The organism is Marseilla massiliensis (assembly GCF_023336985.1).
Lineage (GTDB): Bacteria > Bacteroidota > Bacteroidia > Bacteroidales > Bacteroidaceae > Prevotella > Prevotella intestinigallinarum.
In genome coordinates, this window is sequence record NZ_JAMBLP010000029.1 from 1 (window position 1) to 13,388 (window position 13,388).

The 13,388-nt window shown below is 52.9% G+C and carries 7 protein-coding genes; 6 read left to right on the forward strand and 1 reads right to left on the reverse strand.

Going from position 1 to position 13,388, the window contains the following annotated elements; genetic code table 11:
• Positions 1-366: 366 nt before the first annotated feature.
• Complete coding sequence (locus M3089_RS13930) at positions 367-2,046, reverse strand: tetratricopeptide repeat protein (protein WP_249084745.1); 1,680 nt, start codon at positions 2,044-2,046, stop codon at positions 367-369.
• Between the two features lie 814 nt (positions 2,047-2,860).
• On the opposite strand from M3089_RS13930, the gene M3089_RS13935 reads away from it, so the two are divergent.
• The 6 genes from M3089_RS13935 to rpsG all read left to right on the forward strand — a co-directional run bounded on the left by M3089_RS13935 (position 2,861) and on the right by rpsG (position 13,369).
• Positions 2,861-3,025 carry a hypothetical protein gene (locus M3089_RS13935; RefSeq protein WP_249084747.1) on the forward strand — a complete coding sequence of 55 codons (165 nt, stop codon included), beginning with the start codon at positions 2,861-2,863 and terminating at the stop codon, positions 3,023-3,025.
• A 130-nt stretch (positions 3,026-3,155) separates the two neighbouring features.
• Positions 3,156-4,892, forward strand: a complete 1,737-nt coding sequence (locus M3089_RS13940; protein ID WP_249084750.1) for a tetratricopeptide repeat protein — start codon at positions 3,156-3,158, stop codon at positions 4,890-4,892.
• A 62-nt stretch (positions 4,893-4,954) separates the two neighbouring features.
• Positions 4,955-7,678 (forward strand): hypothetical protein, encoded by a 2,724-nt coding sequence (locus tag M3089_RS13945; protein WP_249084751.1) that lies wholly within the window; start codon positions 4,955-4,957, stop codon positions 7,676-7,678.
• A gap of 183 nt (positions 7,679-7,861) precedes the next feature.
• Positions 7,862-11,674, forward strand: a complete 3,813-nt coding sequence (locus tag M3089_RS13950) for a carboxypeptidase-like regulatory domain-containing protein (protein ID WP_249084753.1) — start codon at positions 7,862-7,864, stop codon at positions 11,672-11,674.
• A gap of 684 nt (positions 11,675-12,358) precedes the next feature.
• Positions 12,359-12,739: a 30S ribosomal protein S12 gene (gene rpsL / locus M3089_RS13955; protein WP_205109555.1), complete on the forward strand. Its 381-nt coding sequence runs from the start codon at positions 12,359-12,361 to the stop codon at positions 12,737-12,739.
• A gap of 153 nt (positions 12,740-12,892) precedes the next feature.
• Entirely contained in the window at positions 12,893-13,369 is a 477-nt protein-coding gene (rpsG, locus tag M3089_RS13960; protein ID WP_205109556.1) for a 30S ribosomal protein S7, read from the forward strand.
• The last annotated feature ends 19 nt before the right edge of the window (positions 13,370-13,388 follow it).

Genomic DNA, 13,388 nt, shown 5'->3' on the forward strand with positions numbered 1-13,388 from the left:
ATTTAACCCTTGTTGCGCGCCATCACAATGATGTGTCGCCCGTTTGCCTTGCCGTCTTGCCCCGGGTGGCATCAGGTTGCCAAGTCGCTGTCTGCCAGGGCTTTTCTGCCTGCCTCGCAATATGGCCCGTTTCACGTCGTAAAACGGCCCGTATTGCATGGCGTTCAGGGCCGTTTGGCAAGCCGGTTCGGCCTTTGTCGTTGCCTGCCTTGTCGGGGCGCCGGGCATTGGTGTGCCACTGTCGGTGGCTGTGGCAGTTTGCGGCCTTGCCTCTTTTGGCGTGCGGCGTGCCATGCCGGTGTGGCCACCCGTCACCGCATTGCCGGCTTTCGGTTGGCAGCAAACCATGGCCGGGGTGGGTGGGGCTTACGCTGCCGCAGTCGTTTTCGCTTTCTTCTTCAGCCTGTTCTGGGCCTGCCTGAATGCGCTTTCGCTCAGCCCCATTATTTTGCAGATGTCTTCCTTCTCTTTGTTTAGGTAAATGAATATAAGCATTAGCTTGTTTTGCTTTGTCAGGTTGGTATAGTCGTTCTCCATCTTGTCGTTAAGCCCCGGTATTGCGCAGCAGCAGTAGCCTATGAAGCGAGCCGTCTTGTCGTTGCTCCATTTGGCTATGCAGTTGTTGTTTATTATGACGTAGTCTGTCATTTCGTACATTTCTGCCAGGCATTGCCGGGCTTCGGGGGCTATGCCTTCGGCCCGGTTGGGGGCTTGCGCCATTGTTTCCTGCGGGCGTTCCTCCGGCTGCCCGGCCTTTGGGCCATCTTCGGCGTTGCCCTTGTTACTCTCGGCGGCCGCGTTCAATGTGTTGTACAATATATTTTTGAATTCGCTGTAATTGTCGATTATGGCCTGCAGTTCATGTTTGGCCTTCCTTATCTTTCTCTTAAACAAGGCATTTTGGGTGTACTGTTTCATTATTGATATGGCAATCAATGCAATGGCCACAATGGCTATGCAGATTATGCCATGCTTCAGCTTGGCAATTTGTTGCCTGTCTTTTTGCGCAATGTCGAATGTGGCCTGTATCTCGATGATGCTGTCAGCCTGGTTTCTTCTCGTTATAGAGTTGTTCAGGCTCATCATGCTGTCGCCCAACGCGGCAGCATCTTTGTATCGGCCTTGGCCCTGTTTCTCTTTCCTTATTTCTGCCATCATCATCATCTTATAGTTTGGCGTGGCCGTCTTTATGGCTTGCTTTATCATCGTGTCGGCTGTAGCCATGTCGCCCTTATTCTTGTAAGTTTGTGAGAGTATGTAGTAGGTGTCGTGTTTCGGCCTAAGGTTTATCGACATGTCGCCATACTTCTTTGCCTTTTCGAAGTCGCCTTTCACATTATATATATTAGCCAGCCCGCTGTAAATGTTTGCCTTGCCAAAAGAGTCTGTGTGTTCGATGTAAGGTATGCATTTCTCAATGTACGCTATTGCATTGGCCGTGTCTTTCAGGTTGCCGTATATGTCTGATGCTTGCATGTAGATTCCTGGTATTAGAAAAGCTTTGTCATACTTGATTTTTTCAGCATATTTTAGCGCTTGTTTTATATATTTCAGGGCATATCTGTTTTCTCCAAGTCTCTTGTTGAAGTAAGCAAGGCTTGCATATATCTTGGCTTTTAGGGCGTCATCGCCTGTCTCTTTGGCTATGCCTGCGGCCTCGAGCAGGTTTCTTAAGGCATTTTTTGTTTCGTTTCTGTCATATTGTGTGCGTCCTTTGAAATACAATGATCGAGCCAATTTTTGTTTGTCGCCATTCTGCCTGTAGTGCTTTATGCTTATGTCTATCATCGAGTCATTGGGCAACACTTCGCCATTTCGGAAGCAGAGGTTTGTTTTCTGCAGGTTGTAATGGGCAATGTCTTCTTCTGATTTCAGGTCGCTTGGGGCTATTCGGCTCAATTCCGCACGGGCTGAGTCGTAGAGCTTTCTCTCCAAGAGAGAGTCTATTTGTGCCAGGCGCGCCTCGGATGTTCCTTGCGTGCATCCTGCCATTATGGCCAATATGGATATGAATGTGGTTAGTAATATTGTTCTGCCGAATCTCATTGTTTTATGTATTTTATGTTTTAAGTTGTGCAAAGTTAACTTATTTTTGTGTAATAAGCGTCTTTTCATGCAATAAAAATAGGGTAGCATCTTGATTTTCCCGTAGTCGCTTACAGGAGGAGTGCCGCATCTTGCGTTGCAGGGGCCACACAGGGTTGCTGCCGACGATGCCGGCACGGTGACGAGGGCATGGTTCTAAGTGGTTTGCCTCGGGCTTTTGCGTAGCCATCTTTCAGTCACCGGCCTTGTTTTTTCAACCCAAATCGGCCATTAGAGAACAAAGTGGTTTGATGCCGTTGCCAGGCAGATAGGCTGCCAACGTTGGCGAAGGCGTAGCGGGCTACGACGAGACAAAGTGGTTGGCAAGATGCCGACAAAAGCATTAAGGCACTTGGAAAGCCAAGATAGGATACTGTGACGTATCACTGGCGGCCTGATGGATGATGGGGGTTCAATCATCTTGCACGCTTTTCCGGGTTGTTTTCCAAATCCTCGTTGGTGGTGTGGCCCTTAGCACTCTCTATTCGCGCTTTGAAAAACGTGGCCGTTACTGCGCACAATCCGTTCGCAATCGATTTTCAAAGGCTGCTTATTGTTGATATTATTGATGGGTATGAAAAGTTTTTTTGTGACATTTTAGCCTGTTTCTGGGCTTTTATGCCATGCGCCAATCTCTCAAAACCCCCGTAATTGCGGGATTTTTTGGCTGCAGGTGCACTTTTTTTATGTCACACCAAAATTTCTGCCTGTTGCAAAAGTCAGAAAAACGCCTTAACTTTGCATCGACAATTGAAACCCAAAAAACTATAAATTTATGATTACTAAAACAAGAATTTTGTCATTGGGCGTCGCGCTCTTGCCATGGCTGGCAATGCTTGCTTCCGCTGATCTTGAAGTGACCAAGTGGGGAGGTGATAACGATACCCGCAACGTGAATGTAGGTGTAGTGCCTCCGGTTGACATAAAGCAAGGGAAGTAGGAGGCTAACGGCTTTCTGCTTGTTCGGCGATGTTAATTTGTCGAGGGGTAAACAATAAATATTATGTTAAGGCTTTACCGGGTAAATAAAAACTCCTAAATTTGTTGACAACCAATAACTGATATATGATATGAAGAAATTTATTTTGGCAGCCTTGGTCTTGTTTAGCCTGTTCCAGTCGGCACAGGCCCGTGGCATCGTTGGCAAGTGGTATTGCACCAATGCATATCTTGACAGCTTGGGGCTGGCTTATTATTATGGTGATTTGGATGGATATTGCAAGTTTGATAATGACGGTATGTTCACTGTTCGAATTAGCGGTGAGATGGTGTCTAGACGCTCAAGCGAGGCAAGTGCTGTTGGTGCGCTGAAAGCTCCAAAGTGGAAGCGGTATAAATCGAAATACCAGACTTTGTTGATAAAGGTGAAAGGAACTTACAGGTTTGATGGCAGTACAATAACAACTGTTGTTGACACTGCTGACGTTCATGTATATATTAATACAGGGCTGGAATATCCGGAAGATCCTGATGCGGGCGCAAGCAGGGCTGAGTTTTATTGGAAGAACACCGAGAGGAATCTGTTTGATAAAGCAGAGAGGCATGCTGCCATTCAGGCTCAAATGATAAGGCGTGAAAAGATGGGGCTATGGACATGGAACAATCTGCCTGTGACGTTAGGAAACGGTGTAATGCAGGTAGGAGACTTAATGCGATTCACCAGAAAAAAGGAGAGGGGCTTTGGTATGGGTGAAGGCTCTGAAGTTGCCGGGCCACACCGTTACTCCACAAAAGAGGTATATGCTTCATCCCGCAGTGCACTGAAGATTCTTGATGATATTGGGAGTTCTGAAAAAGACAGAGCTTGGGCGGTGAAAATCCTAGAAAAGACAGTCGAAAAGGATTCGAGTGCATATTGGATGTTTCATCTTGGGGTGGCTTATGTCTCGGATAATTCAGTAAAACGTGATACAGCGAAGGCCGTAATGCTGTTGAGGAAAGCCGGGCAGACAGGATACGGCAAGGCATATAAAGTTCTTGGCGATATGTACAAGGACGGAAAAGGTGGCGTTTGTCAGGATGTCAGCAAAGCATATTATTATTACAGTCTAGGAGCGGATGTGCATGACAAGAACTGTATGTATTATAAGGGCTATATGCTGACTAAGGGTATTGGTTGCCGACAGAGCTACAGCGATGCCGTGCTTGCATTTTTGCCTGCCGCCAATTGGCCTGATGCAGAATCGCTATATATGCTCGGCGTGTTCCTACGTAACGGGTATGGCGTAGCAAAAGACTCATTGCTGGCAGTTAACAGCCTTCAGCGTGCTGCGCGCATGCATTGCCCTGAGGCTTCCGAGGAGTTGATGCGTCCGCACGAGGAGACGTATATGCACGATGTCTATGCCAATGCCCCCAGGTATTCTTACATCCCCGACAGCCTTCCCGACGTACGCCCTTCTGCAGTGGCCGTTGACTTGCCGGCCGGTGATTATCGGGGTTTCATCGCCACCTACGACTGGAGCGGCAAGTACATCCTTGATGAGCGCCCGTTTGCAATGACGTTAAACGGCGTGACGGGCGGCGGACTTTCGGGAACGTTGACGGTAGGTGACGAGTCGGCCAAGTTCTGCGGTACACTTTCCGGGGGCCGCCTGGTGTTCACCGAAGGTGGGCTGACCATGCCCGACCGCTATGTCCGCGGCGGCAAGCAGTATTACTACTTTGGCGACATGGCGCTCGAAGCCTGTGGCGGCAAGGTGCGTGGCAGGCTGAGCCTCATGTCCCGTAGCCGGAAAGAGCCAGGCAACCCCATGTATTTCGAGCTTGTCGGCAATGCCTCCGGGGCATCGGCCGGCACGGAGTGATTGTCATTCACAAGCACCTGTATTATCTGTTGAATGTTCATTGAACCGAAAATAAAAATGCGATGAGTAGAGTTTACATTAAGGTTCTGGCCGTAGCCTTGTTTCTTGCAGCGGCGTCTGCAGGCCGTGCGAGTGGCGGTGGCGCAGGCTTGGCCGACAGCCTGCGCGGGCGTGTCGGCAACATCGGTGTGTTCAACCGCCTTTTCCCGCAGGAGAAGGCCTACCTTCACTTCGACAACACGGGCTACTTCCGCGGCGAGACGATGTGGTTCAGTGCCTACGTGGTGCGCACCGACCGCGGGCTCCTGTCGGACATGAGCCGTGTGCTCTACGTAGAGTTGCTCGACCCTACGGGCGAAGTGATAGAGACGCGCAAGGTGAGGCTTGACGGCGGGCGCGGGTCGGGTTCGATAAAGCTCGACAGGCTTCTGACGAGCGGCTTCTACGAGGTGCGTGCCTACACCCGCTACATGCTCAACTGGGATTCCGGGTGGGCCTTCTCGCGCTTCCTGCCAGTGTTCGACGCGCCCAAGGAGCCCGGCGACTACGGCCACCCGTCGATAGCCGTGCCCGACCACCGCAAGCGCCTTCCGAGCGTCAGGCAGGAGGACAGCGTTGGGCGCAGCGCTCTCAATGTCGACTTCTATCCCGAGGGCGGCCGGCTGGTGGCCGGGCTTGGGTCGCGCGTGGCCTTTGCCGTGACCGATGGCTCGGGCCGTCCGATTGACGCCGTTGGCACCCTCGTGCTTCCCGGCGGCCGCCATGTGTCGGTTCATACACTGCGCGAGGGCCGCGGCGTGTTCGACTACACGCCCTCCGCTGAGCCCGCCACGCTGCTCTTGACAGACGGTAAGGGCGCCCGCCACCGCTTCACGCTCCCCGCGGCCGATGCCGAAGGTTGCGTCATGTCGGTGGATGCCGTCGACAGCGACTACGTCTACGTGGACATCCGTCGCACGAGTGGCTTTGCCGTTCCGCTGGCCCTTGTTCTTGTCAACGGCGGCAACGTTGAGGGCAACGACATCATCGGCGGCGGTGAGCAGGCGGCCCGCCGCCGCTTCCCCAAGGCCGACATGTCGCCTGGCGTGAGCCAGCTGGCGCTTCTGCGCCCCGACGGTCGCATCGTGGCCGAGCGCATGGTGTTCGTCCATCCCCGCGGCGGTGTCGACACGGTGTCGGTGAATGCCGTTGGCGCTCTCTCTCCCTGCGGCAAGCTGAGGCTTGAGGCGCGCACTGTTCCCGGGGCGACGTTCTCGGTGTCGGTGCGCGACGCAGCCGGCGATGTCAACGGCAGCGCGGGCGACGCGGCCACCTGGCTTCTGCTCACGTCAGACCTTCGCGGCTACATACACCGGCCGGAATACTATCTCGAGTCCGACGACGAGGCCCACCGCCGCGCCGCCGACCTCCTGATGATGGTCCAGGGTTGGCGCCGCTACGACATCAGTCAGATGGACGGCACGGCCCGCTTCGAGAGGCGCCACCCCATAGAGGACGGCCTTTATCTCTACGGTAGCCTTCACCGCGTGAAGCGTAAGGATCCCCTTGGCGGGGTGCGGCTCACGGCCACTCTCTACAAGCGCGACGGCAGCAACATGGGAGGCGTCGCCGTGACCGACAGCTCGGGGCGTTATGCCTTCAGGCTTCCCGACTGCGAGGGTGAGTGGGCCATGCTCCTCAACACGGCCACAGCCAAAGGCAAGCCGCGCGACTACCGCGTGGCCATCGACCGCAACTTCTCGCCTGCTGCGCGTGCCCTTTCGCCGCAGGAGATGGAACGGCATGAGCATGTCGGGCGGCGGCCAAACGTACAGGCAGTGCGTGACTTTAGGATGCTGGCCGGCGGACTGTCGATTGACGAGCGGGTGCACACGCTGAAGGAGGTGAAGGTGAAAGGTCGCCGCCCGTTTGACAACGCCCGCCCAGCGTGGGAGAATCAGCAGCGTGGCGCATTCAAGTCTTACCTGCGCTATGACTGCAACAAGGCGGCCGACGAGATATACGACCGCGGCGAGGAAATGCCCGGGTTCATGGCGTGGCTGGCAGGCAAGAACAGTTTCTTCAGCGGTTCCACAGACGATATGGACGCGCTAAAGCCGGTGCTTGAGGGGAGTGAGCAGATGATGAGTGTGCTTGAGGAAGACTTTGATGAGAAAAACAAAGTGCCGGTTTCTTTTTTAGCTGAAAATAAGGAAGCGTATATAAAGGCCGATCAGGAGCGTGGCAAATATGATGAAATAGCCATAGGCCATGTGCTCACCCTCCAGAGAATAGGCATGTCTTACAAGAAGCGGCCTGTTGTATGGATACTCAACAACAACTTCTACTGCATATCGGACGCCCCGGCGTCAATATCCTTGCGCGATATAATGGACATATATTATAGCTCTTCTGAGATGATGCCCATTAAACTTGACGAGGTCAAGTCGGTGTTCATCTCTGAGGACGATGATATATGGAAGCACTATGTCCGCGTTTCCGGCCTTGAGGGCTACAGCCCGGTGACGGTATTCGTGTATTCCCACCATGTGTTTCCGCAAGGGGCTACCGGCCTGAGGCGCACGTTTTATGACGGCTACAGCCGTGTTGAAACGTTCAGCATGCCCGACTACAGTGTTATGCCCAAGGAGGCCGACCACCGCCGCACGCTCTACTGGAACCCCGAAGTGAAGGCCGACAGCAGCGGGCGTGCCACCATAGAGCTGTATAACAACTCGTCGTGCCGTAGCATAGTAGTGTCGGCGGAGGGCATGACGCCCGACGGGCGTGCCGTGGTGTACAAATGAGTTTGCGATTATGTCGAGATAAAGATGCTGCATAAGCTCTGAAACCTTCTCGCTGAAGGCAATAAGGCTTGCGTTTGATAGTTTTAGTATTAATTGTGTTGATGCCCAAATGTTTTGTGTATGAAGAAGCGAGTTGTTGTTTGTATAGTTTCCTGCCTGTCGTGTATTTTGCTAAATGCGCAGGTGGTACGTACATGTGAGTCTCGTGTGGTTGACGCCAATACCGGCGAGTCTTTGCCCATGGCCGCCGTGCGCTCCTCTGGCGGAGCGTCGACAGTTGCAAATGCCGACGGCTATTTCAAGCTGTCGGCACAATCTGCAGACAGTCTGACAGTGTCGTATGTCGGATATCGTTCTCAGACATTGCCGGTGGTCGGATTGAGCGATGTTGTGCGGCTTGTTCCCGGCAACGTGGTGATTGGGAATGTTGACGTGAGCCCGTTGGGCAAAAAGATGGATGGCATGGTTAAGGCGGCTGTGGAGCGCATGGAGGCCAACGCCGATGCGGCAAGCAACTTCTTTTACAGGCAGACGACGCGGGTGGATGGCAACATGACGAGCATGGTTGAGGCTTTCTTCAACGCCAAGTCTGCCTTCGCCGTGCGTGACTTGATGCTTATAACGGGCCGCTACTCAGACGATGAGGTGAATGGTAGCGTAAGGGGGCATTCGGCTAACCTGCTGGCCTTGTCGGAGCTTTGCATGGTGAGCAACGCCAACCGGCTTGACCTTACGGGCTTCGTCAGTCCTTTGCATTGGAACTACGCCAGGTTCTACGATTTGAGCTACAACATAATAGAGGATGGTGGGCGCACGGTTTATGCCGTGCGCTTCACGCCAAAGGATGAATACAGCAAGTTGATGGCGTTTGATGGAACAGTTTACATGTCGCCCAGCAACAACGAGCTGTTGAGAGTTGATGGCCGGGTGCATAACGTAACGATATTGAGCAACTTCGGTGAAAGGTACGGCAAGGAAGTGAAGGCTGATGTGTGTATTTATGTTGATTATGACAGCTCGCCTGGCTTCAGCAACGTGAGGACGCTCAGGGTAGAGGCAGAATACAACAACAATGGCGCGACAGTGAACTTCTCTTCACTAATGTATAACGTGGGAAAAATGGCATTGTCCGGCGAGAAGAAAGCCCACCCGGCCACAGACCTGCGACGGCAGATAGACAGGATAGGCTATGACGCCGCCTTTTGGAAACGGACAGAGATAGTGAAGCGTACAAAGGCAGAGGAGTGGTTGGCGCACCTGAAGGACACGGAGTCCGTAGGGCCGGGTGACGTGGCTGTTGATATGGGCCCGTCGGCAGTGTGCCGACTGAAGGGCTTCGTCAATGACATTGAGGCCTTCAACAGATTGTTCCCGCAGGAGAAAGTCTACCTGCACTTTGACAACACGGCATATTTCCGTGGCGAGACATTGTGGTTCAGCGCATATGTGGTGCGATGTGACAGGCAGAGGCTCACGGACATGAGCCGGGTGCTCTATGTTGAGCTGCTCGACCCTACGGGCGAAGTGATAGAGACGCGCAAGGTGAGGCTTGACGGCGGGCGCGGCTCCGGGTCGATAAAGCTCGACAATCTGCTCACTAGCGGCTTCTACGAGGTACGTGCATACACCCGCTACATGCTCAACTGGGATGCTGCATGGATGTTCTCGCGTGTGCTCCCAGTGTTTGACGCCCCACAAAAAGCGGGTGACTATGGGCATCCGTCTATCGACGAGGCAAGCCACCGCAAGCGCCTGCCAAGCGTCAGGCAGGAAGATAATGTGGAGCGCATGTCGATTAATGTCGACTTCTATCCTGAGTGCGGACGTCTTGTGGCCGGGTTGCCAACTCGTGTGGCCTTCGCCGTTACAGACAGAGACGGGCGGCCTATGGACACTGAAGGGGAGTTGTTGCTCGCCGACGGTAAGGTTGTTGCCGTGAATACATTGCGTGAGGGGCGGGGCGTGTTCGACTATACCCCGTCACAAGAACCTGCGACGCTAATATTGTCAGGCAAGGACGGTAGGAGGCGTGAGTTTGTGTTACCAGAAGCGAGCAAAGATGGCTGTGTGATGTCGGTTGACGCTACGGACGGTGATTATATTAATGTGGTGGTCAGGCGCAGCGATGGCTTTGCCGGGCCTTTGGCACTTGTGCTGGTCAGCGGCGGCAATGTGGATGCCACAGACATTATCGCCCCAACGGAGCGCACGGCCCGCCGCCGATTCTCTAAGGCCGACATGGCACCGGGCGTTAGCCAACTGGCAGTAATTTCGGAGGACGGGCATGTCGTGGCCGAGCGCATGGCATTCGTTTATCCACGGCAGGGCCTGGATAGCATATACATGAAGGCGGAAGGTGCGCTGTCGCCTTTCGGCAAGTTGACAATCGACATGATGACGCAGCCCGGGGCGACGTTCTCGGTGTCGGTGCGCGACGCAGCCGGCGATGTCAACGGCAGCGCGGGCGACGCGGCCACCTGGCTTCTGCTCACGTCAGACCTTCGCGGCTACATACACCGGCCGGAATACTATCTCGAGTCCGACGACGAGGCCCACCGCCGCGCCGCCGACCTCCTGATGATGGTCCAGGGTTGGCGCCGCTACGACATTAGTCAGATGGACGGCACGGCCCGCTTCGAGAGGCGCCACCCCATAGAGGACGGACTCTATCTCAGCGGCAGGTTGTATCATTCGAAAACGCATGGCGGCGTGAACGGGGCGGAGCTTACGGCAACGCTCTATAACCGGGCAGGTGACTCTATGGACGGTACTGCCAGGACAGACTCGGCCGGAGACTACGTGTTCAGGCTTCCCGACTGCGACGGCGAGTGGACCCTGTTGATGAACGCGAAATATAATGGCGAGTCATCCGGGTGCCGTATAGGCATAGACCGGAATTTCTCGCCGTCGGCCCGGTTGCTGTCACCGTTGGAGACTATGCGCACTGAGGCATATTCGCTGGGGCTGTTGACGTCCATTCCAGGCTTTATGGACTCCTCGCTGGTAAGCCTGCCAATGGATGAGCGCACGCACATATTGAGGACTGTGGAGGTGGAAGGCAAACGGTTGTTTGAGGATGCCCGTGCCGCTTGGGAGAATGAGCAGCGAGGTGCATTCTGGTCTAACATCAGGTATGACTGTGGCAAGGCAGCCGACGAAATCTATGACCGAGGTGGAGAGATGCCCACGGTATTTGAGTGGCTGGCCGGAAAAAACAGTTTCTTTGCTGGGTCGGTCAGTGATATGGAGGGTATCACAACAGATGTCCCTGACTCATTGGAAAACGACCACGACCGTCGGGTGCGTGAAAAAAGTAAGAACTGGATCCCGTCTTCTTTGCTCCTTGACAATATCTCCGACCGCAGGCCCGGCGACGCAATATATTTTCAGGGAGATCGGTTTATAAAGGGGCCCAAGTACGTGGAACTGTTCTATAAGGAGAGAGACCTTGGGCATCAGCTTTTTGCGCAGACAAGTGGGCTGTCATATAAGAACAGGCCTGTGGTATGGATACTCAACAACGCGTTTTATACGGTGACGCAAACGTCAAAGTCTCTTGTCTATGAGGATTTCGACGCGGAAAATATTAATAGTCTTAACCACGAGATAATGCCTCAGTCACTTGAAGACTTCAAGTCTGTGTATATATCAGAAGATGACAATGTTTGGAGGAAATACATCACGATACGTGACTTTGGCCGTCATTCGCCAGTGACGGTCTTTCTGTACAGCCGACATACGTTTCCAGTTAAGCACAAGGGGCAGCGTTGCACGTATTTTGAAGGCTACAGCCGTGTTGAAACGTTCAGCATGCCCGACTACAGCGTTATGCCGAAGGAGGCCGACCACCGCCGCACGCTCTACTGGAACCCCGATGTGAAGGCCGACAGCAGCGGGCGTGCCACCATAGAGCTGTATAACAACTCGTCGTGCCGTAGCATAGTAGTGTCGGCCGAGGGCATGACGCCCGACGGGCGTGCCGTGGTGTACAAATGAGTTTGCGATTATGTCGAGATTTGGATATATAGTTTCATTCGTCTGTTGTGCTCTTGTATTGGGCGCATCTGTGTTCACCGTCTGTGCAGAGTTGCCTGGCGCGATGATAGAGCCTAAATGGTATGCGACGGGTGTTGCATTTATATTCGTAGGCATCGTTTGGGCTGTAGTGGGTATGGTAAGGCCATCGGTTGTTCGTTTTGAACAAGTGTGGAGTGGCTTCGAGGCAGCCTGTGTTGTCGTATGTGCTTTGCAGGCAGTGATGTACCTGATGCAGACAGCTGGTGTGATTGTTCCTTATGGCCGTTTTTCAGCGGGGAGTTTCGACAATGTAGCTGGACTGGCATCGTGCCTGGGCATAAGTCTGCCGATAGGGATGAGGTGGCTTGTGGATGGTCGGCGTTCAAAGAGATTGGCGGTGATGGTATGTAAGGTGTCCTTAATGTCGTGTTTCGGTGTCTTCAACTCAGAAGTTCAACGAATATATTGATGCTTTGAATAATGCTGATAGTTAAAAAATATTATTTATATATAAAATCGTAAAGATTGCTCGCCTGTTAATTGATGTATATTAGGCAGTTTGGAAAAAAGTTAGTATCTTTGCACCCCAAAAAGGGCAAACAGCCCATATTTCAAAACGTTGACAATAATAACAATACATATAATATTTAAAAAACAACAACAATGCCTACAATTCAACAATTGGTAAGAAAAGGCAGGAACGTGCTTGCAGACAAGAGCAAGTCGCCGGCTTTGGACTCATGTCCTCAGCGCCGTGGCGTTTGCGTCCGTGTCTACACCACAACTCCCAAAAAGCCTAATTCGGCAATGCGTAAGGTTGCCCGTGTGCGTTTGACCAACCAGAAAGAAGTTAACTCCTACATCCCCGGCGAAGGGCACAACCTGCAGGAGCACTCTATCGTACTCGTTCGTGGCGGTCGTGTGAAGGACCTTCCCGGTGTTCGCTATCACATTGTGCGTGGTACGCTTGATACCGCAGGTGTAGCCAACCGTACACAGCGCCGTTCAAAGTATGGTGCAAAACGTCCTAAGGCAAAGAAATAACCCGTGCGTAACCGCTGAAGGAAAAAGGACAAAGACATTTTTTTAGATTAGTTTTGCTGGAGAATTGTTATTAAAGGTTGAGTAAATGCCCGAGAGCGGGCGTTGAAGAACAAAGAAACAGCCCCATGCAGAATAAATTTCGTTAAAAACAAAATGAGAAAAGCAAAACCAAAGAAGCGTGTGATCCTGCCGGATCCCGTTTACAATGACCAGAAGGTCTCTAAGTTTGTGAATCATCTGATGTATGACGGCAAGAAGAATACCTCATACCAGATTTTCTATCATGCACTTGATGTCGTAAAGGCAAAGATGAGCAACGAGGAGAAGTCGGCACTCGAGATTTGGAAGAGCGCCCTGGACAACATCACCCCGCAGGTGGAGGTGAAGAGCCGCCGCATCGGTGGTGCCACGTTCCAGGTGCCCACTGAAATCCGTCCCGAGCGCAAGGAGAGCATCTCCATGAAGAACATGATTGCCTTCGCACGCAAGCGCAGTGGAAAGTCGATGGCCGAGAAGCTCGCCGCAGAGATAATGGACGCTTTCAACAGCCAGGGCGGAGCCTTCAAGCGCAAGGAAGACATGCACCGTATGGCAGAGGCTAACCGCGCATTCGCTCACTTCAGATTCTAAACAATAGCATAAAGGTAAA

Excerpts from the sequence above, each read along its gene's own strand:
- M3089_RS13930 (WP_249084745.1), bottom strand. The coding sequence starts at position 2,046 with ATGAGATTCGGCAGAACAATATTACTAACCACATTCATATCCATATTG.
- M3089_RS13935 (WP_249084747.1), top strand. The coding sequence starts at position 2,861 with ATGATTACTAAAACAAGAATTTTGTCATTGGGCGTCGCGCTCTTGCCA.
- M3089_RS13940 (WP_249084750.1), top strand. The coding sequence starts at position 3,156 with ATGAAGAAATTTATTTTGGCAGCCTTGGTCTTGTTTAGCCTGTTCCAG.
- M3089_RS13945 (WP_249084751.1), top strand. The coding sequence starts at position 4,955 with ATGAGTAGAGTTTACATTAAGGTTCTGGCCGTAGCCTTGTTTCTTGCA.
- rpsL (WP_205109555.1), top strand. The coding sequence starts at position 12,359 with ATGCCTACAATTCAACAATTGGTAAGAAAAGGCAGGAACGTGCTTGCA.
- rpsG (WP_205109556.1), top strand. The coding sequence starts at position 12,893 with ATGAGAAAAGCAAAACCAAAGAAGCGTGTGATCCTGCCGGATCCCGTT.